We start from the raw sequence: 24,330 nt of genomic DNA on the forward strand, positions 1-24,330 counted from the left end.
TCAGGCGGAGTCTTGTCGGCCGGGCCGGTATACCCAGGGCTCCCGCGGCAGTCGGTTCGGGTCGAACTCGGCGAGCATGCCGTCGACGGTGTCGCTGCGGTAGCCGAGCGAGTCCGCGATCTGGCGCAGCGCGGCCCCGACGCCGATCTCGGCCAACCCGACCGCGCCGTCGCGCTTGGCCAGCCGTTTGCCGTCGGCGTTCAGCGCCAGCGGGACGTGGGCGTACACCGGGGCGGGCAGGCCCAGCAGCGACGCCAGATACGCCTGCCGCGGCGCCGACGACAGCAGGTCTTCGCCGCGCACCACCTGATCGATGCCTGCCGCCCCGTCATCGACGACGACGGCCAGGTTGTAGGCCGGCACGCCGTCGAACCGGCGCAGCACGAAGTCGTCGACCACGCCGGTGTAGTAGCCGCGCAGCAGGTCGGTGACGGTGTGCTCGGTCTGTTGCGCGCGCAGCCGCAAGGCGGGCGGCCGTCCGGATGCCGCGCGCTTCTCGGCCCGCTGGGCGCCGGTCAGTCCGCGGCACGTTCCGGGGTAGGCGCCCTGCGGCGCGTGCGGGGCGCGCGACGCGGCGAGGATTTCCTTTCGGCTGCAATAGCATTCGTAGGCCATCCCGGCGGCCAGCAATTCGTCGACGATGGTGTTGTACCGGCGGGCGTGCTCGTGTTGGAACTGCGGCGGTTCGTCCCAGGTGATCCCGATGGCGACCAGGTCGGCGATCTGGCGGGCGGCGACGTCGGGGAAGGTGCGGTCGTCGAGGTCCTCCACGCGCAGCAGGAACCGCCGCCCGGAGGATCGGGCGAACAGCCACGCGAGCACCGCGGTGCGCAGGTTGCCGATGTGCAGGTCGGCCGACGGGCTGGGCGCGAACCGGCCGGATCTCTGTTCGCCCACGCCCCGAAATCTAGTCCCGGGCGAGGTGACCGTCAGTTCCGGGCTTGCTCCACCAACTCGGCCCACGGTGTGTCGAGCCGGAGCGCGGCGTGCTCGCCCGCGAACGCGCTGGAGATCACCACGTCGGGTTCCAGGGTGGCCAGCAACACCAGACTCGCGTCGAGCGTCGGAGCGTCGCTGAACGGCAGCAGCCCGACGTTCCAAGCGCCGTCCTCACCGCGGTAGATGGTGTCGCCGGTGAACAGGTAGCGCAGTCCGTCGGCCCCGGTGACCAGGTAACTGGTGCTGCCGGGAGTGTGACCCGGCGTCGGGATGACCTCGACGCCGTTGTCGTCGACGTGCCGCGCCGCCAGCGGGACCGCGATCCGGCCGTGCTCGGAGATATCGCCGGCCTCCAGCGCGGGGGCGTGCAGCCGGGCGCCGAACCTGGCGGCGATGCGGCCCAGCGTCGGGCCGGCCTCGTCCCGGTGCGACAGGTACTGGTGGCTGATGCCGCCGAGTTCCTCGATCGCGTCGAAATCGGCGTCGGTGAGGGTGGAGTAGAACAGCACGTTGCCGTCCGGTCCGCCGGTCCACAGGTATGCGTGGGTGGTCAGCCCCGGGAACGGATTGTCGGTGCGCGTCTCCCACAGGTCGGGGTAAAGCTGGCGCATGTCGGCTCCTTTCGCCCTCTGCGCGTTGTTTTCCCGTACAACGGGTACCCGGGCTCGGGTATTCCGATGTGGATTCCGATGTGGCGACAGCACTGGTCATCCGGCCGTGTTGAGGACAGGATGGGAGACGTGAACCTGCCCGGGATCGAGCCGATGCTGGCCAAGGCGGCGACCGCGGTGCCTGTCGACCCGGGGGTGTGGTCGTATGAGCCCAAGTGGGACGGCTTCCGCGCCCTAGTGTTCCGCGACGGCGACGACATCGAAATCCGTTCGCGCTCCAACAAGGATCTCGGCCGCTACTTCCCGGAACTGCTCGACGCCCTGGCCGCCGAGACCGCTCCGCGATGCGCGCTGGACGGCGAGATCGTTGTGCCGCGTCAGGTCGACGGCCGCACCCGGCTGGACTGGGACGCGCTATCACAGCGAATCCACCCGGCGGACAGCAGGATTCGATTGTTGTCGCAGGAAACGCCCGCGCATTTCATCGGTTTCGACGCGTTGTCGAGCGACGGTGAGGAGCTGCTGGACCGGCCGTTCGTGGAACGTCGGGCCGCGCTGCGGGAGCTGATTCGCCCGGCGTCTTGGTGTCACCTCACCCGCGCCACCGAGGACCCGGAGCTGGGGCAGCAGTGGTTGACGACGTTCGAGGGCGCCGGCCTGGACGGTGTGATCGCCAAGCGGCTGGGCGGGCCCTACCTGCCCGGCAAGCGGGAGATGGTCAAGGTCAAGCACTCTCGCGACGCCGACTGCGTGGCAATCGGCTACCGGGTGCACAAGTCCGGCCGCGGTGTCGGCTCCATCCTGCTCGGCCTCTACAACGACGACGGCGAACCGCAGATGGTCGGCGGCGCGGCGTCGTTCACCGCCGCCGCCCGCGACCAGCTGCTCGCCGAGCTGGAGCCGCTGCGCCTGGAGCCCGATCTGGTGCGCGACGGCGAACCCAGCCGGTGGAACTCCGCGGCCGACAAACGCTGGATCCCGATCCGCCCGGAACGCGTCGCCGAGGTCGGCTACGACCAGATGGAGGGCGCCGGACCTGGCCGGCGGTTCCGGCACGCGGTGAAGTTCCGGCGCTGGCGGCCCGACCGGGATCCGCGCAGTTGCACCTTCGACCAGCTCGATGTGCCGACGAGCTACGATTTCTACGACGTGTTGGAGAGCTGATGGCCGCACCCGCCGAAGAGCTCGACGTCGACGGCGTCGCTGTCCGAATCACCAACCGGGACAAGGTGTATTTCCCGGATCTGGGCGCCGCGGGCAGCAAGGGCGCGCTGATCGACTACTACCGCGCGGTGGCCCTCGGTCCAATGTTCACCGCGCTGCGCGACCGTCCTACCCACCTGCAGCGTTTCCCCGATGGCATCGACGGCGAGGAGATCTACCAGAAGCGACTGCCGGCCAAACGCCCCGAGTATCTGGACGGCGTCACGGTCACCTTCCCGTCCGGGCGCACCGCCGAGACGCTGTGCGTCACCACCCCCGCGGCGATCGTGTGGGCGGCGCAGATGGGGTCGGTGACGCTGCACCCGTGGCCGGTGCGGGCGCCTGACGTCGAGCATCCCGACGAGCTGCGCATCGATCTGGACCCACAGCCCGGCACCGGGTTCGTCGAAGCGCGGACCGTCGCGTGTGAGGTGCTCAAGCCGCTGCTCGACGAACTCGGTCTGGTCGGCTATCCGAAGACCTCCGGCGGCCGCGGCGTGCACGTGTACCTGCGGATCCGTCCGGAGTGGGATTTCATCGCGGTGCGCCGCGCGGCCATCGCGGTGGCCCGGGAACTGGAGCGCCGCGCGCCCGATCAGGTGACGGCGTCGTGGTGGAAAGAAGAACGCGGACAACGCATTTTCGTCGACTTCAACCAGACGGCCCGGGACCGCACCATGGCGTCGGCGTATTCGGTGCGCCGCACCCGCATCGCGACGGTGTCCATGCCGCTGAGCTGGGAGACGCTGGTCGACGCGGACCCGGATGATTACACCCTGCTGACCGCGGCGGACATCGTCGCCGGCCGGGATGACCCGTGGGCCGAGATGGACGCTAACCCGCAGTCCCTGGAGCCGCTGTTGGAGCTGGTGGAGGCCGACACCGAGCGTGGACTCGGCGATATGCCGTACCCGCCGAACTACCCGAAGATGCCGGGCGAGCCGCCCCGGGTGCAGCCGAGCAAGAAGGTCGCCGAGCACTGGGAATAGGCCGAGCTGCCGTAGGGTGAGCGGGTGCGCGGGGGAGTCCAAACGGTGCGGAAGGTGCTGGCGGCCATCGCCGTCGCCGCCATGCTGATCGGCGTCGTCGGGGTCACCATGTACCTGATCACGCATTCCGGCGCGCAGGAGCAGGCCGCCCCGGATCAGTCCTGGGCGACGCCGACGGCCACCGTGCCGACGCCGGGTGAGTTCCTGGTTGCTGTGCAGGTGACCGACCAGCACTGCGCCACAGCAAACATCTGCACCTACGTGTACTCGATCCAGCCGGAGTATCGCGGCATGCATCCGCTGCCGACGACGCCGTTCACGGTGTACTACGAAGTGGTCGGCGGGCAGAAGCCGCAGCCCGGTTCGTTCACCGTGCACGACGGTCAGGCCCGGATGCTGCAGGGGGTCGCCGTCGACGGTCCCAAGAACGCCAAGCTGGACGCCAAGGTCACCCGGGTCGCGGCAATCGAAGGCCCCATGCCGGTCACCAGCGGTGAGGTTGAGGCCCCGGTTTCAACTCAGCCCGAGGGCTGAATCTGATCCGCGGCGAGCGCGGATTGTCGCCCGAAATTTCTCATAGAAATCTCAATCCAAAGGGCCTGTTTTCCGTTGTCTCGCAACGGAACTTGTCGGACCCGAGGTATAGCGTTCTTGCTATGAGCAGCAACGCCTACGCCGACCGGGAAGCGATCTTCGCCGCCCTCGCGCAGGCCGAAACCGCCCACCACGTCCTGGCTTCGGCGTCCCTCGACGCGCTCTCGTCGGAGGAGATTTTGGAGGTGCTCGCGCGCCGGGAGGCGCTCGCGTGGCGGGCCCCGGCGGCCGACCACCGACTGCTCGCCCGGTTGGTGGCTGACGGCAATCCGGGGGTGTTGGGGGCGGCGAACCTCACCCTCGTGTTGGAGGAGCGTCTGCGGATCTCCCGCGGCGTCGCCCGACGGCGTCTGGCTGAGGCCGCCGACCTGGGGCCGCGCACCGCGGTGGATGGGCAACCTTTGGAGCCGGTGATGCCGTCGGTCGCCCAAGGGGTGGCGGACGGGGTGATCGGCCCGGAACAGGTCGCCATCGTGCGAGACACCTACGCGAAGATCCCGGCGGCGGTGGATCCGGAGACCCGGGCTGATGCCGAGAAGGAGTTGGCCGAGCTCGCCACGCAGTACGGGCCCTCGCATTTGAGCAAACTGGCGACCATGCTGCTCATGGTCCTCGACCCGGACGGGGACTTCGCCGATCGGCGCCGCGCCGCCGCCCGCGGCCTGTCCGTCGGCGCACAGACCCACGATGGGATGCGCAACCTGCGGGCGCGGTTGACCCCCGAAGCGTGGGCCACCCTGGAACCCATCCTGGAGAAGTTGGCGGCGCCGGGCATGTGCAATCCCGCCGATGAACACCCCTGTGTCTCGGGAACACCGTCGGAGGAGCAGATTCAGGGTGATCGGCGCACGATCGCCCAGCGCAACCACGACGCCCTGGTCGCGGCGATGCGGGCACTGCTGGCCTCCGGCGACCTCGGGCAACACAACGGACTACCCGTCACGGTGATTGTGACGACGACACTTGCGGAGCTGAACGCCGCGGCCCACGGTGGGGTGCGCGCCGATCTCGGGGGCGCGGCGGTCACCGACCCGGTGGTGACGATCGCGGGCCCGGGCGCCCCGAGCGGCGGCCCGGTGACCCCGGCCGTGCGGGAAGCAGGCGAGGACCCGACCGCCACTGATCCTGCCGGACTCCCGACCCCCGACGTGCCGGCCGCTTTGACGGGGTGGGCGGTGACTGCGGGCGGGTCGATGGTTCCGATGAGTGATTTCCTGCGAATGGCCTCCCACGCCCTGCACTATCTGGTGATCTTCGACGGACGCGGCCGACCACTATGGCTCGGGCGGACCAAGCGTCTCGCCTCAGCCGATCAGCGGTTGGTCTTGTTCGCCCGGGACAAGGGATGTACGAAGCCCGGGTGTACCCGTAGTGCCTACCGCTGCCAAGCGCATCACCTGACCCCCTACGGGCGTGGTCGAGAGGGCCGCACCGATATCGACGACCTCGGCTTGGCCTGCGGCGGTGACAACACCATGGCCGACACCCAGAACTGGACCACCCACCTCAACCCCGACGGACGCATCGAATGGACCCCACCAGCACACTTGGATCACGGCCAGCCGCGGGTCAACCCGCATCATCAACCCGCCGACATGCTCGCCCACTTCCACAAACGGTTCCGACACCAACACCCACCCGGGACGGACCCACCCCAAGGCTCAAAAAGCTAGGGCCGCGAACAACGGGCCACCGGGCCAAGATCCGTCCGAGTTTCCCGCCCGACGCGGAACTGACCTGGTTCGAACAAGCCGTCGCCGAAGCCAAATTCCTGTGCGAACTCCCCGACGACTACACCGACGAAGCTCAGGAATGAATCAGCGCGGGGGCGGGCGCAAAACGCGAAGAGCCGAACCTCAGCTGACCGGGCCGGGGATCAGCGTCACCTGGGCGGTGCGCGGAGTGCCGCTCTGATCCACCCAGTTCACCGTGACCACGTCGCCGGCGTGCCGCTGGTCGAGCAGTCCGGTCAGGGTGTTCGACGAGTCGATCGGGGTGCCGTCGATGGTCGTCAGCACATCACCCGGCGCGATCCCGACGCGAGCGGCGGGGCCGTCGCGCAGCACCGAGCGGATCGGCAGGCCTTCGGGCCGGTTCGGACCGCCGGCGTCGATGCCGATGCCGAGCATCGCCGACGGGCCGACGTGCACGAACGGCGAGCCCTCATTGGCGCGGATCTGATTGGCCAGCCCCAGCGCCCGGTCGATCGGGATCGCGAAGCCCTGGCCGGCCGGATCGGCGCCACTGCCGTCGATCCGGTAGGTGATGGTGGCCGCGGCGTTCATCCCGACGATCTGACCGGCTGCGTTGACCAGCGCGCCGCCGGAGTCGCCGGCGCGCAGATTGGTCGACGACTCGATCAGCCCACCCATCTGGTGCGTGGTGTTGGTGCTCTGGTCCTCCACATCGACGGCGGTGTCCAGGCTGGTCACCGTGCCGGTTTCGTGGGTGAGCGGATGCGCGGTTCCGTTGGCGTTGCCGATGGTTAGCACCGGGTCGCCGACGCGCAGGTTCGACACCGAGCCCAGCGGAGCCACGGGCAGCCCGGAGGCGCCGCGCAGCTGCAGCACCGCGACGTCGTTGCCGCGGGAGTAGCCGAGCACGTCGGCGTCGTAGGTCTGGCCGTTGCCGACGCTGGTCACCCGAATGGAGTTGGCGCCCTGGATGACGTGGTGGTTGGTCAGCACCACGCCTTCGGGGCTGAGCACGATGCCGGTGCCGTTGCCGACCAGGCCGGCGAAATCGTTGAGGGTGTCGATCTTGACCAGGCCGGGTTCCACCTGCGCGATGGCGGCGTTGACGTCCATCGGGTCTGCCCATGCGGTTGCCGGAGCGACGAGCAGTCCGAGCATTGCCAGTAGGGGCGCCAGCACCAGGGCCAGCAATCGTTTCCGCCCTGTGGACCCCGGGCGCCGATGGGTTTCCTCGACCATGTCTTTTCCTCGGTGCATCGGGGTCGGACGTTACTCCGTCGCCCCCGTTCGTGTCGCAGCTCACCTGCGCAGACCGTGCGGCTACGGCGCGGCGTCGGCCAGAAACAAAAATATGACCCGGGTGCCCACCGCGGCGGCTGGGCACCCGGGTCGGGTGCGGAGGATAGGGGATTTGAACCCCTGAGGGCTGTTAACCCAACCCGCGTTCCAGGCGAGCGCCATAGGCCACTAGGCGAATCCTCCGTCGCAGAGTTTACCGTAGCGCCGGGACCGGTTTTGACCGGCTGAGCGCCGAAGCGTTGAGCTACAATGAAGCACATGACTGAGGTCGGCATTCGGGCGCTCAAGCAGAACGCCTCGGCGGTTGTCGCTGACGCCGCCGCCGGATCGGTGGTCATCATCACCGATCGTGGACGCCCGGTGGCCCAGTTGTCCCCGCTCCCGGCCACTCCGCTGCAGCGATTGCTCGCCGCAGGAAGAGCACGTCCGCCGCGCCGCGATATTCGCAAGCTGCCCGCGCCGACCCCCGGACCGAGCCTGTCGGCGGAGCTGTCGAAGATGCGCGACGCCGAGCGCTACTGAGCCGTGGCCTACTACGTCGACATTTCGGCGCTGGTGAAGTTGGTCGTCGCCGAGCCGGAAACACCCGCGTTGAGGGACTGGATTGCAGGCGAAAGCGCGGCATTGGTGTCGTCGGACGTGACTCGCACGGAATTGCTGCGCGCGGTCCGGCGAGTGGCCCCAGAGCGTCTGGTTGAGGCGCGGGCGGTCCTCGACTCGATCATCCTCAGCACTGTCAGCACTGCGACCTTCGAAGCGGCCGCTCTTCTGGACCCGACGGTCCTGCGCAGCCTTGACGCCGTGCACATTGCGGCCGCGCTCGAACTGGGAGACGACCTCGCCGGCATGGTCACCTACGACGACCGGATGGCGGCTGCCGCACGGGCCCACGGGATCGCGGTTCTTGCGCCTTCCCAGTGACGGTAGGGCGATATTCGGGCCGGATATCGCCCTACCGTCACTGCGGCAAAGAATTGCGATCCACAGTCACCGGCGAGGCGGCCTTAGTAGGTGCGGCTGCCGTCCGGCGACAGCACGAACCCGTGCGTCGCGCCATCGACGAACTCACCGTTCTGGATCTCGCAGGTGACCTTGCCGCCCGGTCCGGCCGCGCACACCGCGGCGTTGCTCGTCGGGTCCGCCGAACCGGACCGCGCGCCGGGCATCACGATCTTCTGGCCGGGCGCCAGCAGGTGATAGTCGGCCGGGTCGATGGGCTTGCGTGGCATCCCGGAAACCTCCAGCTCAGCGGGGTCGCGGTAGCCGAACGACGCGGTCCCGTCGACCTTGGCGTAGTTCTGCTCCTCGGGAAGTCCTGGCAGCCGTCCCCAGCAGTAGACCATCGCGTAGTACTGCCAGGAGTTCGGCCCGTCGTAGAGCCTGCACCGCACGCCGCCGCAGGTTTCGAACTGCGCGCCGTTCCACCCGTAGTCCTCGTAGGTGTGGAAATCGGCGAGGTTCACCGTTTCGTACTCGGTGAACCCGCTGATCAGCGGGTCGGGGGCGCTCGTCTTCGACACCGGATCCGACGGGCAGGCTCCCGCCGACGAATCACTGGTCGGTGTGGTGCCGGGCGAACTGGGTTCGGGTTCGGCCAGACCGATCCCGCAGGAAGTGACGATCAGGGCGGCAGCCGCCAGCGGCCCGATCCTTGTCCACGCTCTCACAGTGGCCATCTGCCCAGTCTTGCAGAGCGCCGATTGGCAGCGCATCGCAGCAGGTCACGCGACGCTTTGGGTCCTGTTTCGAGGATCTGGGGGAGTGACCATGGCACATAGCGACAAGCGCGCGATACTGCTCAAGGCGTTGGCGCTGGCTGCCGCCGGAGCGGTGATCTGGGCGCCGACGGCCTACGCCGACGATCCGGCCAACCCGGATGAGACGCAGCAGAACGAGGACGAGCAGGACAAGCGGGACGACGCCGCCGATCAGGCGCAGTCCGCGATCGACCAGGCCAAGGACGCCGTCGACCAGGCGAACCAGGCGGCTCAGCAGAATCAGCAGAGCGAGCATGACAAGAAGTTCGGGGCCACCGGCGGATTGATGCATTTGATCAACGGTGTGCCGACCTGCGCGCACGCCGGCGACAGCTACACCAATGTCGAGGTGGTCGTGATGCAGCCGATCACCCCCTGCTGATCGACCGTCACGACCGGGGACCGTGCCGGCCACCCGTCGTACTACACTGCTCGGTGGACCCCGCGCGGCGTCCATCCTGTGAACTCCCCCAGGGCCGGAAGGCAGCAAGGGTCAATGGGCTCTGGCGGGTGCGCGGGGTCCCCTATCACTTCTGACCTGCGCAGTTCCGTCGTGACCGGCGAAAGGCCACCCAAGGTGTCGTTCTATTCCCTCGGCCCCGCCGAGTTGCAGGCCGAAAACGACAAGCAGCGTCAGGCATACGCCGAGCTGCAGTCCAAGAACCTCTCGCTGGACCTCACGCGCGGCAAACCGTCGCCGGAACAACTCGACCTCGCCGACGCCATGCTCGGCCTGCCCGGCCCGGGCGCCTACCGCGACGACGAGGGCACCGACGCCCGCAACTACGGCGGCATCACCGGTCTGCCCGGGATTCGCGCCATCTTCGCCGAACTCCTCGGCATCCCGATGTCGAACCTGATCGCCGGCAACAACGCCAGCCTGGAGTTCATGCACGACACGGTGATGTATTCCATGCTGCACGGCGGTGTGGACTCCCCGCGGCCCTGGATCGACGAACTGCGCGACGGCACCGGGGTGAAGTTCCTGTGCCCGTCGCCCGGCTACGACCGGCACTTCGCGATCACCGAAACCGTCGGCGTCGAGATGATCGCCGTCCCGATGCTCGACGACGGCCCCGACGTCGACCTCATCGAGGAGCTGGTGGCCGAAGACTCGGCGATCCGCGGCATGTGGTGCGTCCCGGTGTACTCCAACCCGACCGGCGCGACCTACTCCGCGGAGAAGGTCCGGCGGCTCGCCCAGATGCAGACCGCGGCGCCGGATTTCCGGCTGTTCTGGGACAACGCGTACCCGGTGCACACCCTGACCGGCGACTTCGTCGAGCAGGTCGACGTGCTCGGCCTGGCCGAGGAGGCCGGCTTCGGCAACCGGCCATATGTGTTCGCCTCCACCTCCAAGATCACCTTCGCCGGCGCCGGTGTCTGCTTCTTCGGCGCCTCGGCGGCCAATATCGCCTGGTACACGAAGTACGCCGGCAAGAAGACCATCGGACCGGACAAGCTCAACCAGCTGCGCCACGAGCGGTTCTTCGGCGACGCCGCCGGGGTGCGCCGGCACATGCTGCGCCACCAGGAGATCCTGGCCCCCAAGTTCGCCACCGTGCTGGAGATCCTGGAGGACCGGCTCGGCGACTCGAAGATCGCTTCCTGGACCGAGCCGAAGGGCGGCTATTTCGTCAGCCTCGACGTGCTGCCCGGCACCGCGAAGCGGACCGTCGCGCTGGCCAAGGACGCCGGCATCGCCGTCACCGCGGCGGGCGCGTCGTTCCCGTACGGCCGCGACCCCGAGGACCGCAATATCCGCATCGCCCCGAGCTTCCCGTCGCCGGCGGACCTGCGCGACGCCATCGACGGACTGGCCAGCTGCGCCCTGCTGGCGGCGACCGAGTCGCTGCTGGCCGAGCAGTAGCCTGTCGGGCTTCCTGGGTAACCTTCCTTCCGTGGCGCTCTACCGCAAGTACCGTCCGGCGACGTTCGCCGAGGTGATCGGGCAGGAGCACGTCACCGCGCCGCTGTCGACGGCCCTATCGGCCGGCCGAATCAACCACGCTTACCTGTTCTCCGGCCCCCGCGGCTGCGGCAAGACCTCCTCGGCGCGCATCCTGGCCCGCTCGCTGAACTGTGAGCAGGGGCCGACGCCGACGCCGTGCGGGGTGTGCCCGTCGTGTGTGGCGCTGGCCCCCAACGGCGGCGGCAGCGTCGACGTCACCGAACTCGACGCGGCCAGCCACGGCGGCGTCGACGACACCCGCGAGTTGCGTGACCGCGCGTTCTACGCGCCGGCGCAGTCGCGGTACCGGATCTTCATCATCGACGAGGCCCACATGGTCACCACCGCGGGCTTCAACGCGCTGCTAAAGATCGTCGAGGAACCGCCCGAGCACCTGATCTTCGTGTTCGCCACCACCGAGCCGGACAAGGTGCTGCCGACCATCCGCTCGCGCACCCACCACTACCCGTTCCGGCTGCTGGCCCCGCGCACCATGCGCTCGCTGATCGAGAAGATCACCGCCGCCGAGGATGTCCGGGTCGACGACGCGGTGTACCCGTTGGTGATTCGCGCCGGCGGCGGCTCGCCGCGCGACACCCTCAGCGTGCTGGACCAGCTGCTGGCCGGGGCCGACGGCAACCATGTCGCCTACCAGCGCGCGCTGGCGCTGCTGGGCGCCACCGACGTCGGGCTGATCGACGACGCGGTCGAGGCGCTGGCGGCGGGGGATTCCGCGGCGCTGTTCGGGGCGGTCGAGTCGGTGATCGACGCCGGGCACGACCCGCGCCGCTTCGCCACCGATCTGCTGGGGCGCTTCCGCGACCTGATCGTGCTGCAGGCGGTGCCGGATGCCGCGAGCCGCGGCGTGGTGGAGGCGCCCGAGGACGAGCTGGACAAGATGCGCTCGCAGGCCGAGCGGATCGGCGCGGCGACGCTCACCCGCTACGCCGAGGTGGTGCACAACGGGCTGGGTGAGATGCGCGGCGCGACGGCGCCCCGGCTGCTGCTGGAGGTGATGTGCGCGCGGCTGCTGCTGCCGTCGGCGGCGGACACCGAGGCCGCGCTGCTGCAGCGGGTCGAGCGCATCGAGACCCGGCTGGACATGTCCATCCCGGCCGGCGAGGCGGCCGCCTCCCAGCCCGCCGGGGACGGCGCGATGTCGCCGAGCCGGCAGTTCAGCCGACCCAGCCAGCGGTCCGCCGACCCGAAACCCGCTGCCGCCGAGGACAAGCCGTCGGTTCCGGCGGCGACGGTGGTGTCCGAGGTGAAGCCGGCGGTCGAGCCACCGGAGCCCGCACCCGCTGTTCCGGCTCTGCCCGCTCCCGCACCAGAACCGCGACCCGCACCTGAACCGCGGTCCGCTCCAGAACCGCGGCCCGCTCCAGAACCGCGGCCCGTTCCAGAACCGCGGCCCGCTCCTGAGCCGACTCCTGAACCAACGCCGGAGCCGTCACCCGAGCCCGACCCGACGCCCGAACCCGAACCGGCGCCGGAACCCCAATCGCCCCCCGCGCCTCAGCCGGCCTCCGCGGTCCCCGGCCAGCCCGACGCGACCGCGGTGCGCACCATGTGGACTACGGTTCGGGAGAAGGTCCGCGACCGCAGCCGCACCACCGAGGTGATGCTGTCCGGCGCCACCGTCCGCGGCGTCGACGGTGACACCCTGGTGCTCACCCATGACTCGGCGCCGCTGGCCAAGCGGCTGTCCGAACCCCGCAACGTCGAGGTCATCCGCGACGCCCTGCGCGACGCGCTCGGGGTGGAGTGGAACGTTCGCTGCGAGACGGCCACCGCGGACGCCCCGGCCGCGGAGCCCGCGCGCCGCGCCCCGGAACCGGCCCGCCGCACCCCGCCGCAGGTGCGGCGAACGGCACCGGCCGAACCGCGCCCCAGCGAGGAGGAACGCCGGGCCGCGGAGGCCGAGCGCCAGCGCGCCGAGGAAGAGCGGATGCTGGCGGAGGCAGCCGCCGACGACTCCGACCCCGGCCCGCGCCGCGACCCCGAGGAGATCGCGCTGGAGTTGCTGAAGAACGAGTTGGGCGCCCGGAAGCTCGAATAGCCGAAGCCGAATAGCCGAATAGCTATGCCGCGGGCATGTCCCGGATGTCGGACGGATCCGGGATGTCGAGCTCGGCGTTGAAACTGTGCAGGTCGATGCTCAGCTCACCCAGCCCGGTGCTGTTGAACGCGAGGTGGCGCACATAGCCGTCGTCGCCGACGCCGTATTCGATGAGCTCCGGCGCCGCCAGATCCTCGGCGGTGATCCCGCCGGGCAGATCGGCCGCGTCCAGGGCCGCGCGGAACTTGATGGGGTCCAGCTGGGCGCGGTAGATCCGCACCTGGGCTTCACCCACGGTCCGGACACCCTCGTCGGTCACCGCGGTGATCGCCTGCGCGGCCGGCGTGAAGTACATCGACACCAACATCGGGGCGCCCTGACCGCCCGGCGCGGTGGGCGCCCGGTACCAGGTGTCCGGTTCCCCGCCGAAGGACTCGCTGTACAACGCGGAGTGCACCAACATCTCCGAGTCGCGGATCAATGTCTCCTGGGCGCCCGTCGCGAACCCGATCTCGGCCCCGGTGACATCGGTGACCTGGAAGATCACCTGGTCGACGACATCGGTCTGGATGGCGCCGGTGGTGGTCAGCGTGCGGTTGGGCAGACCGGCCATCACCATCGTCAGATCACCGCGGTAGCTCTGCAGTTCGTCCATCCGGCCCAGCGCCGCCCGCAGATCTCCCTGGGCGTCCCCGCTGGCCGCGTCCGGGTCGGCGCCGGTCACCAGCTCGGCGCCGCCGGGATCCGGCGCGGGCGACGCGGGATCGGATGCGCCGGCGCAGCCGGCGACCAGCAGCCCGACCATCGCGACGGCCAACGCGCACCGGAACCTCATCACCGGGGTGAATCTACGCGCCGCCGGCGGGCGCGCACGACGGAGGTTTGCCGCGCCCAGGCAGCGGAGATTACGGGGTCCACCACGGACGCAGCGGAAGTCCGCCGTCGTCGCCGCGCTCGCCGAGCCGGACCGCGAGCACCTGATGCAACTGAACGACGTTGGTCTCGAAGCCCAGCCGGGAGCCGGCCATATAGAGGCCCCAGACCTTCGCGGTGGCCAGTCCGGCCTCGTTGACCGCGGCGTCCCAGTTGCGAACCAGGTTCGCGCACCAATCCCGCAGCGTCATCGCGTAATGCCGGCGCAGGTCCTCCTCGTGCACCACCTCCAGGCCGACGTTCTGCGCCTCGGTGATGATCCGGCCGGACCCGGTCAGTTCCCCGTCGGGGAACACGTAACGGTCGATGAAACCGCCGGCCGCGGTGGAGGTGTCGTTGCCCGGCCGGGTGATGCTGTGGTTGAGCAGCAGGCCGCCGGGACGCAACTTGTCGCGCAGGAAGGCGAAGTACGACGGGTAGTTCGTCACACCGATGTGCTCGGTCAGACCGATCGAGGACACCGCGTCGAAATCGGATTCGGCGACGTCGCGGTAATCGCAGTGCCGCACTTCGGCCAGACCCTGCAGGCCTTCGCCGGCGATGGCCTGCTGCGCCCAGGCCGCCTGACGCTGCGACAGGGTCACCCCGAGCGCGCGCACGCCGCGGCGGGCGGCGTAGCGCACCATCGAGCCCCAGCCGCAACCCACGTCGAGCAGCCGATCGCCCTCGTCCAGCCGCAGCTTCTCGAACACCAGACGAAACTTGTTGTCCTGCGCGGATTCCAGGCTGGCGTCGGCGTCGGGGTAGCACGCGCAGGTGTAGGCCATCGACGGGCCGAGCACGTGCCGGTAGAAGTCGTTGGACACGTCGTAGTGATGCTGGATCGCCTCGGCGTCCCGAGTCTTGCTGTGCCGCAACCCCTCCGCGAGCCGGCGCCACCGCGGCAACGCCTCCTGCGGTGGCGGCGGCACCGGCTTGAGCCGCTCGATGCCGATGGAGCGAACCACATCCAGCAGCACCTTCGCCGGCGGACGTTTGCGGTCGACGTGCTCGGACAGCGTCTTCAGCAGCGGGTACGGGTCACCCGGGTGCACACCCCGCATCTCCAGATCGCCGGCGACATAGGCCCGCGCCATGCCCAGGTCCCCGGGCGCGGTCACCAGATAAGTCATCCCGCGCGGAGTGCGCAGATCCAGGCCCAGGGACGCGTCGAGCGGACCGACCTGGCTGCCGTCGTACGCCGAAATACGCAGCGGCAGTTTGTCTCCGGAGATCAGCGCACCCAGCGCCTCCGCGATCGACATGTTCGGATGCGAGGTGGCGTCGTGGAACACCGTCATTGTCGTCGCACCGCCTTCCCGTACAGATCCAGCAGACGTGAGTCGGGGTCGTAGGCCGTCTTCACCATCCGGTAGGCATTCCCGCCGTAGAGCGCGTCAAACTCCGCGCGTGAGTAGAACGCCTCCGAGTACAGCGATTTGTGTCCGCCCAGCTCGGCGATCCGGGTTTCGATGCGCCGGTTCGTATGTCCGGGGGCCGGGCCGGCGGGCACCGAGGACCAGAAGCCGATATTGACGTAGGTGTGGCGCGGCCGGATCGGATACAGCGGCCAGCCGTCGGCGTCGCGCAGCCGCAGCGGGCACAGCCACACCGGCTCGATCGGCACGTTCTCGGCGAACCAGGTCAGAAAGTCCACCGTGTTCTCGATCGGCAGCTCGACGTCCTGCACAACGCGTTCGCGCAGCGGCGCCGGCGGGCGGGTCAGCCGACGCCGCTCGATCCGGTCGCCGATGTCGTGGCGCTGGTCCAGGGCGACGAGTTTCCAGTAGAAGCTGCTGCGCCGGAAGCGCTTCGGCCACAGCCGGCGGATCCGCGGGTTCTGCGCGCCGAACGCCCGTGAGCACCAGAACCAATCGGTGTCCCAGCGCCACAGGTAGTCCGCGATGCTCAGCCGGTCGGTCTCCTTCTGCTGGATGGAGCGGTAGTAGATCTGCTGGCCGGTGTAGTCGCTGACCGGGCCGCACTCGTTGGTCTGGGCGCCCAGGCACAGGTAGGACTCGCCGGGGGAGAACATCACCCCGTCGAGGTAGTCGACCGGACGGCCGTCGTGCGCGCCGGTCGCCACGATCTGATCCATGGCCGCCACCAGTTCGGGCAGCGTTTCGAAGCGCAGGTGGGTGAGCGCGACGAACGGCGCGACGGGTTCCAGCTCGATGCGCAGCCGCACCGCGTAGCCCAGCGTGCCGTAGGAGTTCGGGAACGCCCGGAACAGATCCGGGTGCTCGGTGCGGGAGGCCGTCAGCACCTCGCCGGTCCCGGTGAGGATGTCCATCTCCAGCACCGACTCGTGCGGCAGCCCGTTGCGGAAGGACGCGGACTCGATGCCCAGGCCGGTCACCGCGCCGCCGAGGGTGATGGTCCGCAGCTGGGGGACCACCAGCGGGCTCAGCCCGTGCGCGAGGGTGGCCTCGACCAGGTCGGAGTAGTTGCACATGCCGGCGACGTCGGCGGTGCGCGCCTCCGGGTCGATGGAGATGACGCCGGTCAATCCGGAGACGTCCAGGCCGGGGGCGTTGTTGCGGGCGCGGGCCCGGAACAGGTTCGACGTCCGTTTGGCCAGCCGGACCGGCGCGTGCGGCGGGATCGCCCGGTAACTGGACACCAACTGTCGCACGCCGGCGGTGTGCGCCGACGCCGCGTCTGCAGGCGGTGGTGACACGGATATACGCTAGTCCGCGAATCCGACCGGCGCGAGGAGGAAGCGGTACACCGGTACCGATACTCGCCCCCGTCACCCGAGAAGGAGCACACCTGATGGCACTTGTCAGCGCCACCAGCACCATTCTGATCAACGCCAACCCGGACGCCGTGCTGGCCGCCGTCTCCGATTACACCGACGTGCGGCCCAAGATCCTGCCCGAGCAGTACAGCGAATACCGGGTGATCTCCGGCGGGACCGGCGCGGGCACCGTGGTCGCCTGGCGGCTGCAGGCCACCGAGTCGCGGGTCCGCGACATCCAGGCCGAGGTCGACGTCGCGGGCAAAACCGTGATCGAGAAGGACGCCAACTCCACCCTGATCACCAACTGGACCGTCGCCCCGGCCGGTGACGGCGCCACCGTCACGGTGCGCACCAGCTGGACCGGCGCCGGCGGGGTCAAGGGATTCTTCGAGAAGACCTTCGCGCCGATCGGCCTGCGCAAGATCCAGGACGAGACCCTGGCAAATCTCAAGACCCTGCTGGAGAGTTAGATCGTCCGGTTCTGCTTCAGGCTGGCCAGGTAGGCGGTGATTCCGCGGACCACGGCCTCGGCGTACTTCTGCCGGCCCTGCTCGGAGCGCATCAGCGCCGAGTCCACCGGGTTCTTCATATTGCCCAGCTCGACCAGCACCGACGGGTACTGCGCCAGGTTCAGCCCGGCGATGTCGGAGCGCGGCATCAGCCCGCCGTTGCCGATGTAGGTGGCCGGCGGGATGCCGGACGCCTGCAGCTGGTCGCGCATGGTCTTGGCCAGCGTGACCGCCGGCCCGGCCTGGGCCTGGTTCAGCGGCGGGTTGGAGTACAGCACGTGGAACCCGCGGCCGGTGGCCGGCCCGCCGTCGGCGTGGATGCTGACGATCGCGTTCGGCTGCACCGAATTGGCCAGCTGCGCGCGGGCGTCGACGCACGGGCCCTGGGAGGCGTCGTCGCCGCGGGACATCGCGGTCCGCACGCCGTAGGCCGACAGCGCCTGCCGGATCCGCAGCGTGGTGTCCCAGGTGAAGGTGTGTTCGGGGTAGCCGTCTTCGGTCGAGGTGCCGCTGGCCTGGCAGTCCTTGGTGCCACCGCGGCCGGTCGGGACCTGGGCGCTGTCGCCCTCGTTGCGGGCGTTGTGGCCGGGATCGAGGAAGACGATCATCCCCGCGATGCTGACCGGGGCGGCCGAAGCGGGGGCCGCGACGGTCACGCTGACGGTCGAGGCGGCGACGAGCAGACCGGCGGCCATACTGGCGCCGACACGCGAGCGGGGACGGACATGCACCCCGGCACGCTAACCATCGGATGACTACGCTGTTAAGGGCCAGAGCGCCTGAACACGCCATGTGGAACCAAGTCGAGACCGAAACGCAAGGGGACTGTCATGCAACCCGGAAACCCGCCCGATATGTCGGCCCTGTTGGCACAAGCGCAGGAAATGCAGCAGAAGCTGATGGAAGCCCAGAACACCATGGCCAACAGTGAGGTCGTCGGGCAGGCCGGCGGCGGCCTGGTGCAGGTCACCATGAAGGGCAGCGGCCAGGTCGTCGGCGTCGCCATCGACCCGAAGGTCATCGACCCGAGTGACCCGGACACCCTGCAGGACCTACTCGTCGGCGCCCTGGCCGACGCGTCGACCCAGGTGACCCTGATGGCGCAGGCCAAGCTGGGACCGCTGGCCGGGGGCATGGGCGAAGCGCTCGGCATGCCAGGCTTCTGAAAAGATGTTCGAAGGACCCGTCCAGGATCTGATCGACGAACTGGGCAAACTCCCCGGCATCGGGCCCAAGAGCGCACAACGCATCGCCTTCCACCTGATCTCGGTCGAACCGCCGGAGATCGACCGGTTGACCGCGGTGCTGGGCCGGATCCGGGACGGGATCACCTTCTGCGAGGTCTGCGGCAATGTCTCCGACGCGCAACGCTGCCGGATCTGCGCCGACGCGCGCCGCGACGCGTCGCTGGTCTGCGTGGTCGAGGAGCCCAAGGACGTCCAGGCCGTGGAGCGCACCCGGGAATTCCGTGGCCGCTATCACGTGCTCGGCGGGGCGCTGGACCCGCTGTCCGGGGTCGGGCCCGACCAGCTGCGCATCCGTGAGCTGCTGAACCGGATCGGCGAACGGGTCGACGGGGTGGAGGTCGGCGAGGTCATCATCGCCACCGACCCCAACACCGAGGGTGAGGCCACCGCGACCTACCTGGTCCGGGTGCTGCGCGACATCCCCGGCCTCACCGTCAGCCGGATCGCCTCGGGCCTGCCGATGGGCGGGGATCTGGAGTTCGCCGACGAGCTGACGCTGGGCCGGGCGTTGTCCGGGCGCCGCCAGATGAGCTAACCCGCTCAGATGAGCTAACGCCTAGAACGCGCCGGCTTCCTGGGAGCCGTGGTCGATGGAGAAGTCGTCCTGACCGGTCTCCTCGCCGGTGCCGCCGGCGTTCTGGTCGTAGTTGTTGTACGACGGGCCGTCGTTCTCGGTCTCCGCCCCGGTGCTGCCGGCGTGCTGGCCGGAATCCCAGTAGTTCGGATTCATCGGATCCGTCGGCTCCTGCGGGTCTTCGGAGTTGTAGACCATGCCGTTGGTGTCGAACGGGGCGGGGCTGTCGGTGTCATCGGCGGAGGCGACGGCCGCGAAGACGAGCCCGGCGGCCGTCAGGGCCGCGGAGGCGACGGCGACGCCGAGCGATTTGGCGAGATTCATTTCTGACCTCCGATGACGGGACGGGCGTTCGTCAGGGTAGGCCGCCAAGGTGAACGGCGCAGCGTTCGCCGGGCGAACGCTCGGCGCATCGGGTGCGCGGCGGCCGGCGCCGGTTCAGACCCGTCGCGGCGCGGCCAGGCGTTCGGCACGCAGCAGGTCCACCTCGGGCAACTCCAGGGCGGCCAGTGGGCCCACCACCTGGGCCAATAGGAAGTCGGCCAGCTCCGGATTGCGGGCCAGCGCGCAGCCGTGCAGGTAGGTGGCGACCACGCTGCCCTGAACCGCGCCGTCGATCCCGTCTCCCGCCCGATTGCCGGCGCCCTTGGTGACCGCGGCCAGCGGCCGGGCATCCGGGCCCAACACTGTCCCGCCGCGATGGTTCTCGAACCCGGTCAGCGGCTGGGTCAGCCCGTCGATCAGCGGGGTGGACGCCACCTCGCCGATCGTGCGCTCGGCCTGCGGGGAGGTGGTGACGTCCAGCAGTCCGACGCCGTTGACGCGTTCGCCGGCCGCGGTCTCATACCAGTGGCCCAGCACCTGGATCGCCGCGCAGATCGCCAGCACCGGGGCGCCGCGCTCGGCGGCGCGCTGCAGCCCCGGGTGGGCGCGCAGGTGCCGGGTGGCCAGCCGTTGCGCGTAATCCTCGGCGCCGCCGAGGGTGTAGATGTCGAGCGAGTCCGGCACCGGATCATCCAGGGTGATCGAGACGATCTCGGCGTCGATGCCGCGCATCCGCAGCCGCTGCCGCAGCACCACCGCGTTTCCGCTGTCGCCGTAGGTGCCCATCACGTCGGGCAGCACCAGCCCGATCCGCACGGTCATGGCAGCCGCCGGTTCAATTGCAGGAACGCCGTGTAGTTGGCGACCACTTCCACGTGCCCGGCCGGGCAGCCGGCGATGGCGGCGAGGGTGTCATGCGTCAGTGTGTGCCGCACCCCGGCGTAACCCAGCCGCACCCCGAGGTCGGTCCCGCGCTCGCCGGCGGCGACCACCGGGATCCGCTGCGACGGCGAGACGAAGTGCTCGAAGCCGACGTCCCACAACCAGGACAGGTCCTCCCCGTCGGGCACCTGCCCGTTGACCGCGATCACCACCCCGGAGCTGTTGTCGGTGTCGACCATGGACAGCGCCTCCTGCCAGCCGGCGGGGTTCTTGGCCAGCAGCATCCGGATGGTGTGCTCGCCGATCCGCACCTTCCGGTAGCGCCCGGCCACCTCGTCGACGCTTCCCGCGGCGGCGACGGCGGTGGCCGGGTCGGCGCCGAGCGCGACGGCGGCGGCCACCGCCTGGGCGGCGTTGCCGCGGTTCACCCGGCCCGGCAGCGACAGCCGCATGGGCAGCGTCAAACCGTCTGGGCCGTAAAGGTTCTCGTCGTCGTACCGCCAGTCCGGGGTGGGCCGGTGGAACTCTTCGCCAGTGGAGCGCCAGTGCCCGTCGTCGGTGCGGATGATCACCTCGCCGCTGCGCGGGCAGCTCACCGAATCCCCCGACCAGCTGCCGCCGGCGGCCACCCACACCACGTTCGGGCTGTCCCACGCCGCCGAGGTCACCAGCACGTCGTCGCAGTTGGCGATGATCACCGCGTCGGGGTGGCGGGACAGCCCGTCGCGCAGCGTGCGCTCGATGTGATTGATCTCCCCGACCCGGTCGAGCTGGTCGCGGGACAGGTTCAGCAGCACGATCACCGCCGGGTCGACGGCGTCGGCGACGTGCGGCACGTGCATCTCGTCGACCTCGAGGGCGGCCAGCGTCGCGGTCTTGTTCATCGCCAGCGCCGAGATCAGCCCGGCGTCCATGTTCGCGCCCTCGTTGTTGCTGGCCACGCTGCCGTCGCCGCCGATGGTCGCCAGCGCCGCGGCGACCATCCGGGTGGTGGTGGACTTTCCGTTGGTGCCGGTCACCACCACGCTGCGCCGGCCCCGCCCGAGCTGCGCCAGCACCGAGCGGTCCAGGCTCATCGCGACCAGGCCGCCGATCATGGCGCCGGCGCCGCGGCCGGTGACCCGGGACGCCCAGCGGGCGGCCGATCCGGCGGCCAGGGCCATGCGTGCGCGGGCGGTGATCACGGAGTCAGATGCTACGCAATGGTGATTTCCGTGCGTCAAACCAAAGCCTTGTCGGCCGCACGTGACAAGCTGTGCACGTGACACCGACCTGGAGCCCCCCGACCGCCGACCCCGGCGTGGGATGGGCCGTCGTCGACGTGGAGACCTCCGGCTTCAAGCCCGGCGAGGCCCGGGTGCTGAGCGTCGCGGTGCTGGCGCTGGACGCCGACGGGCGCGTCGAGCAATCGGTGGCCAGCCTGCTGAACCCGGGGGTGGACCCCGGACCCACCCACATCCACGGGCTCACCGCCGAGATGCTGGAGGACCAGCCGACCTTCGCCGAGATCGCGCCGGACATCGCCGGGCTGCTGGCCGGGCGCACCCTGGTGGCGCACAACGCCGGCTTCGACTACTCGTTCCTGGTCGCCGAGGCCGAACAGGCCGGCGCGGAACTGCCGATCGACCGGGTGATGTGCACCGTCGAACTGGCCCGCCGGCTCGATCTGGGCCTGGAGAACGTCAAGCTGGAGACGCTGGTCCGCAACTGGGGGCTGACGCAGAGCCTTCCGCACGACGCCTTCGATGACGCGCTGGTGCTGTCCAAGGTGCTGGGCCCGCTGCTGGATCGCGCCGCCGAACGCGACGTGTGGCTGCCGATCCGGGAGGTGGGCCGCAAACGCTGGCCCAACGGGCGGGTGACGCACGACATGCTGCAGCCGCTGAAGGCGCTGGCCGCAAGGATGCCGTGCCCGTTCCCGAATCCGGGGCGCTACTCCGGCGGGCTGGCCCGCGGGATGCGGGTGGCGCTGTCGGCGGAGTGTTCCCGCACACACGAGGAACTGGTGGAGCGGATTCTGCACGCGGGCCTGGCCTACGCCGTCGATGTGGACCCGCAGACCTCGCTGGTGGTGTGCAATGAGCCCAGCCCGGCCCGTGGCAAGGGCCTGCAGGCGCAGTCGCTCGGGGTGCCGCTGCTGTCGGACGCAGAGTTCATGGCGGGGGCCGGCGGGCTGGCGACGCGGCCCGACGCGGGGCCGGCGGATTCGACCGATTCGGCCGATGACGGCCAGTTCGCGCTGTTCTGAATGTGACCTACTGCATGTCCAACTGTTTACTCCAACGGAAAATTTGTTAATCTGCCGTACACGTCCATCCGTTGGGTAAATCACGCAGCGAGGGCGCGATCCGAGGATAGAAGTGCGATGGCAGCGCCGGCAGACTGGCCAGCCCGGCCGGGTTTCGGCCAGCGAGCGCGCACTTTGCTGCGCGACGTCGCCCTGCAGGCCACCATCGACATCGTCCGCACCCGTGGCTGGGCCCAGACCCGGATGGCCGACATCGCCTCGCTGGCCGGCATCAGCAAACCCACCTTGTACAAGTACTTCGGCTCCCGCGACGAACTGGCCCGCGCCTACGTCGACCGTGAGGTCGACCTGCTGCTGGAGAAGGCCCGGACGGCGTTGCGCCGGTTCCCCGACGACCCGGAGCAGGCGCTGCGGGAAGGGCTGCGCGACATCCTGGAGGACCTGTCCCGCAACCCGCTGATCCGCGCGGTGCTCACCGACGACGTCGCCGCGGGCAGCTTGTTGCCGCTGGTCACCACCCATGGCGGGCGCCTCCTCGAGCACGGCGTGGCCGAAATGACGACGATCATCGGCGCCGCGCTGCCGGCAGCGGACCCCGAGGATGCCCGGGCCTACTCCGACACTCTGGTGCGCGGCATGATCAGCCACGCCATCCTGCCCAGCCCGTCCGTGGATGACAGTGTCGAGACCATCCTGCGGGTCGCGCTGCCACTGACCAGGAATTTCGCCGCCCGGCCGGACCTCGGCCCGGGCGCGGACCAACCCGGGGGCACGGTTCCCGCTGAAGAAGGTGACACTCGATGTTGAAACTGGTGAATGAACTCGCGAAGCTGAGGTCGTTCGACGCGGTGACCCACTACCGGGCCAACTACGAGGCGCCCGCGGACAATGGGTTCTTCGGTCCGGACTCGGTGGCCTGGCGGGTGTGGGGGTACCCCAGCTCGGTGGTGATCGGCTTCACCCGCGCGGTGACCATCGAACAGCTCGACCCCAATCTGAACGCCGCGGTCGAAGGCACCGGCGATGTTCGCTACCGCACCCGCACCCGGTATGAGCGCACCATGCGCTACTTCGCGCTGGCCGCGTTCGGCGACACCGCGAGCGCCGCGAAGGCTGCCGACGTGCTGGTGAAGGTGCACTCCAAGGCCATCGGCGTCGACCCCGTCACCGGCGGGCACTACGACGCCAACGACCGGACTCGCAGCTGTGGATCCACGTCACCGCCTGGCATTCCATCCTGCACTGCTACGAGATCTTCGGTGGCGGGAAACTGAGCGAAGCCGAGGAACTCCAGTTCTGGGCCGAGTGCGCCCGGGCCGCGGAACTGCAGACCATCAACGTCGAGGACGTCCCGCGCACCCGCGAAGAGGTTCGCGCCTACTTCGAGCAATGGCGGCCCAAGCTCGCCGCGTCCGAGCTGGCGCAGTCGATGACCGATTTCATCCTGCACACCGAGATCGCGTTCCCCGAGCACCTGCCGTTCCCGCTGAACGTGTTCCGGATCCCGCTGGCCCGGCTGATGCGGGCGGCGACCGTCTCGACCTACCCCAAGTACATTCGCAAGATGTTCGGGATCAACCAGCCCGCCGTGGTCGACTGGTTCTCCCGGCTGTTCATGCGGATTGGGTTCACCGTCGTCTCCCGCAACCCGTGGCTGTACCTCTACCTGGGCGAGCTGTTCATCCCGACCACCATGCCGGTGGCCGCGCACGCCGTCCTGCAGACGCCGGCTAATTCTCCGGTCACCATGACCCCGCGCGAGGCGCAGGCCAAGTACGGCTAGGACATCCCGGCG

25 protein-coding genes, 1 tRNA gene, 1 other RNA gene and 1 pseudogene are annotated in these 24,330 nt (G+C 69.6%); 16 read left to right on the plus strand and 12 right to left on the minus strand.

Going from position 1 to position 24,330, the window contains the following annotated elements; all coding sequences use genetic code 11:
- A complete protein-coding gene (gene gluQRS / locus L2Z93_RS00990) occupies positions 1–897 on the minus strand; it encodes a tRNA glutamyl-Q(34) synthetase GluQRS (RefSeq protein WP_090587019.1) in 897 nt (298 codons plus the stop codon).
- 32 nt (positions 898–929) lie between these two features.
- On the minus strand, positions 930–1,550 hold the full coding sequence (locus L2Z93_RS00995) for an MBL fold metallo-hydrolase (RefSeq protein WP_090587016.1): 621 nt from the start codon (positions 1,548–1,550) through the stop codon (positions 930–932).
- 129 nt (positions 1,551–1,679) lie between these two features.
- Between L2Z93_RS00995 and L2Z93_RS01000 the strand changes: the two genes are divergently transcribed.
- The 4 genes from L2Z93_RS01000 to L2Z93_RS01015 all read left to right on the plus strand — a co-directional run bounded on the left by L2Z93_RS01000 (position 1,680) and on the right by L2Z93_RS01015 (position 6,009).
- Positions 1,680–2,714 carry an ATP-dependent DNA ligase gene (locus tag L2Z93_RS01000; RefSeq protein WP_438804072.1) on the plus strand — a complete coding sequence of 345 codons (1,035 nt, stop codon included), beginning with the start codon at positions 1,680–1,682 and terminating at the stop codon, positions 2,712–2,714.
- Positions 2,714–3,742, plus strand: coding sequence for a DNA polymerase domain-containing protein (locus L2Z93_RS01005; protein WP_162561876.1), 1,029 nt, complete (start codon positions 2,714–2,716; stop codon positions 3,740–3,742). The genes L2Z93_RS01000 and L2Z93_RS01005 overlap by 1 nt, the downstream gene beginning before the upstream one ends.
- Positions 3,743–3,766: 24 nt before the next feature.
- A complete protein-coding gene (locus tag L2Z93_RS01010; protein ID WP_193438885.1) occupies positions 3,767–4,276 on the plus strand; it encodes a hypothetical protein in 510 nt (169 codons plus the stop codon).
- 122 nt (positions 4,277–4,398) lie between these two features.
- Positions 4,399–6,009 (plus strand): HNH endonuclease signature motif containing protein, encoded by a 1,611-nt coding sequence (locus L2Z93_RS01015; protein ID WP_260575493.1) that lies wholly within the window; start codon positions 4,399–4,401, stop codon positions 6,007–6,009.
- Between the two features lie 183 nt (positions 6,010–6,192).
- Here L2Z93_RS01015 and L2Z93_RS01020 read toward each other — a convergent pair whose 3' ends face one another.
- Together L2Z93_RS01020 and L2Z93_RS01025 are read right to left on the minus strand one after the other, a co-directional pair.
- Positions 6,193–7,209: a S1C family serine protease gene (locus L2Z93_RS01020; RefSeq protein WP_234812035.1), complete on the minus strand. Its 1,017-nt coding sequence runs from the start codon at positions 7,207–7,209 to the stop codon at positions 6,193–6,195.
- Between the two features lie 217 nt (positions 7,210–7,426).
- A tRNA-Ser gene (locus L2Z93_RS01025) sits at positions 7,427–7,512 on the minus strand.
- Between the two features lie 75 nt (positions 7,513–7,587).
- On the opposite strand from L2Z93_RS01025, the gene L2Z93_RS01030 reads away from it, so the two are divergent.
- Positions 7,588–7,851 carry a type II toxin-antitoxin system Phd/YefM family antitoxin gene (locus L2Z93_RS01030; RefSeq protein ID WP_090592210.1) on the plus strand — a complete coding sequence of 88 codons (264 nt, stop codon included), beginning with the start codon at positions 7,588–7,590 and terminating at the stop codon, positions 7,849–7,851.
- 3 nt (positions 7,852–7,854) lie between these two features.
- On the plus strand, positions 7,855–8,250 hold the full coding sequence (locus L2Z93_RS01035; RefSeq protein ID WP_090592130.1) for a type II toxin-antitoxin system VapC family toxin: 396 nt from the start codon (positions 7,855–7,857) through the stop codon (positions 8,248–8,250).
- 83 nt (positions 8,251–8,333) lie between these two features.
- Here the strand turns inward: L2Z93_RS01035 and L2Z93_RS01040 are convergent, their stop codons facing one another.
- Positions 8,334–9,005 carry a hypothetical protein gene (locus tag L2Z93_RS01040; RefSeq protein ID WP_128111781.1) on the minus strand — a complete coding sequence of 224 codons (672 nt, stop codon included), beginning with the start codon at positions 9,003–9,005 and terminating at the stop codon, positions 8,334–8,336.
- A gap of 85 nt (positions 9,006–9,090) precedes the next feature.
- On the opposite strand from L2Z93_RS01040, the gene L2Z93_RS01045 reads away from it, so the two are divergent.
- The 4 genes from L2Z93_RS01045 (at position 9,091) to L2Z93_RS01060 (ending at position 13,096) form a co-directional block, all read left to right on the plus strand.
- On the plus strand, positions 9,091–9,468 hold the full coding sequence (locus L2Z93_RS01045; protein WP_090592138.1) for a hypothetical protein: 378 nt from the start codon (positions 9,091–9,093) through the stop codon (positions 9,466–9,468).
- A gap of 52 nt (positions 9,469–9,520) precedes the next feature.
- Positions 9,521–9,615, plus strand: an RNA gene (ffs, locus tag L2Z93_RS01050) — signal recognition particle sRNA small type.
- A gap of 48 nt (positions 9,616–9,663) precedes the next feature.
- The gene (locus tag L2Z93_RS01055; protein ID WP_090592142.1) at positions 9,664–10,956 is read left to right on the plus strand and encodes an aspartate aminotransferase type Ic; all 1,293 of its coding nucleotides are present in this window, start codon (positions 9,664–9,666) and stop codon (positions 10,954–10,956) included.
- A 31-nt stretch (positions 10,957–10,987) separates the two neighbouring features.
- Positions 10,988–13,096, plus strand: a complete 2,109-nt coding sequence (locus L2Z93_RS01060; RefSeq protein WP_090592146.1) for a DNA polymerase III subunits gamma/tau — start codon at positions 10,988–10,990, stop codon at positions 13,094–13,096.
- A gap of 22 nt (positions 13,097–13,118) precedes the next feature.
- Here L2Z93_RS01060 and L2Z93_RS01065 read toward each other — a convergent pair whose 3' ends face one another.
- The 3 genes from L2Z93_RS01065 to L2Z93_RS01075 form a co-directional block, all read right to left on the minus strand.
- Positions 13,119–13,934: a hypothetical protein gene (locus L2Z93_RS01065; RefSeq protein ID WP_128111780.1), complete on the minus strand. Its 816-nt coding sequence runs from the start codon at positions 13,932–13,934 to the stop codon at positions 13,119–13,121.
- Positions 13,935–14,001: 67 nt separating this feature from the next.
- Positions 14,002–15,309, minus strand: a complete 1,308-nt coding sequence (locus L2Z93_RS01070; protein ID WP_090592154.1) for a class I SAM-dependent methyltransferase — start codon at positions 15,307–15,309, stop codon at positions 14,002–14,004.
- Positions 15,306–16,688, minus strand: a complete 1,383-nt coding sequence (locus tag L2Z93_RS01075) for an FAD-binding oxidoreductase (protein ID WP_090592157.1) — start codon at positions 16,686–16,688, stop codon at positions 15,306–15,308. Before L2Z93_RS01075 ends, L2Z93_RS01070 begins: the two co-directional genes overlap by 4 nt.
- A gap of 95 nt (positions 16,689–16,783) precedes the next feature.
- Between L2Z93_RS01075 and L2Z93_RS01080 the strand changes: the two genes are divergently transcribed.
- Positions 16,784–17,221: an SRPBCC family protein gene (locus L2Z93_RS01080; protein ID WP_090592161.1), complete on the plus strand. Its 438-nt coding sequence runs from the start codon at positions 16,784–16,786 to the stop codon at positions 17,219–17,221.
- Here L2Z93_RS01080 and L2Z93_RS01085 read toward each other — a convergent pair.
- Complete coding sequence (locus L2Z93_RS01085) at positions 17,218–17,955, minus strand: Rv3717 family N-acetylmuramoyl-L-alanine amidase (protein WP_090592165.1); 738 nt, start codon at positions 17,953–17,955, stop codon at positions 17,218–17,220. The two genes, L2Z93_RS01080 and L2Z93_RS01085, sit on opposite strands and share 4 nt — an antisense overlap.
- 135 nt (positions 17,956–18,090) lie before the next feature.
- Here L2Z93_RS01085 and L2Z93_RS01090 point away from each other — a divergent pair, with 135 nt between their 5' ends.
- Together L2Z93_RS01090 and recR are read left to right on the plus strand one after the other, a co-directional pair.
- Complete coding sequence (locus L2Z93_RS01090; RefSeq protein ID WP_090592169.1) at positions 18,091–18,426, plus strand: YbaB/EbfC family nucleoid-associated protein; 336 nt, start codon at positions 18,091–18,093, stop codon at positions 18,424–18,426.
- Positions 18,427–18,430: 4 nt separating this feature from the next.
- The gene (gene recR, locus L2Z93_RS01095; protein WP_090592173.1) at positions 18,431–19,042 is read left to right on the plus strand and encodes a recombination mediator RecR; all 612 of its coding nucleotides are present in this window, start codon (positions 18,431–18,433) and stop codon (positions 19,040–19,042) included.
- Positions 19,043–19,063: 21 nt separating this feature from the next.
- Here the strand turns inward: recR and L2Z93_RS01100 are convergent, their stop codons facing one another.
- The 3 genes from L2Z93_RS01100 to L2Z93_RS01110 all read right to left on the minus strand — a co-directional run bounded on the left by L2Z93_RS01100 (position 19,064) and on the right by L2Z93_RS01110 (position 21,471).
- Positions 19,064–19,405 carry a hypothetical protein gene (locus L2Z93_RS01100; protein ID WP_090592175.1) on the minus strand — a complete coding sequence of 114 codons (342 nt, stop codon included), beginning with the start codon at positions 19,403–19,405 and terminating at the stop codon, positions 19,064–19,066.
- 114 nt (positions 19,406–19,519) lie between these two features.
- A complete protein-coding gene (locus L2Z93_RS01105) occupies positions 19,520–20,227 on the minus strand; it encodes a type 1 glutamine amidotransferase (RefSeq protein WP_090592179.1) in 708 nt (235 codons plus the stop codon).
- Positions 20,224–21,471 carry a Mur ligase family protein gene (locus L2Z93_RS01110; protein ID WP_090592181.1) on the minus strand — a complete coding sequence of 416 codons (1,248 nt, stop codon included), beginning with the start codon at positions 21,469–21,471 and terminating at the stop codon, positions 20,224–20,226. Before L2Z93_RS01110 ends, L2Z93_RS01105 begins: the two co-directional genes overlap by 4 nt.
- Positions 21,472–21,548: 77 nt before the next feature.
- Here L2Z93_RS01110 and L2Z93_RS01115 point away from each other — a divergent pair, with 77 nt between their 5' ends.
- From L2Z93_RS01115 to L2Z93_RS01125, 3 genes and pseudogenes are all read left to right on the plus strand, one after another.
- On the plus strand, positions 21,549–22,535 hold the full coding sequence (locus tag L2Z93_RS01115) for a DEDDh family exonuclease (protein ID WP_090592213.1): 987 nt from the start codon (positions 21,549–21,551) through the stop codon (positions 22,533–22,535).
- A 117-nt stretch (positions 22,536–22,652) separates the two neighbouring features.
- Positions 22,653–23,342, plus strand: coding sequence for a TetR/AcrR family transcriptional regulator (locus L2Z93_RS01120; protein ID WP_090592186.1), 690 nt, complete (start codon positions 22,653–22,655; stop codon positions 23,340–23,342).
- Positions 23,336–24,318, plus strand: a pseudogene (locus L2Z93_RS01125) (oxygenase MpaB family protein). Before L2Z93_RS01120 ends, L2Z93_RS01125 begins: the two are co-directional and overlap by 7 nt.
- Positions 24,319–24,330: the final 12 nt, after the last annotated feature.

Origin of the sequence: Mycolicibacterium brumae (assembly GCF_025215495.1) — a bacterium.
GTDB lineage: Bacteria > Actinomycetota > Actinomycetes > Mycobacteriales > Mycobacteriaceae > Mycobacterium > Mycobacterium brumae.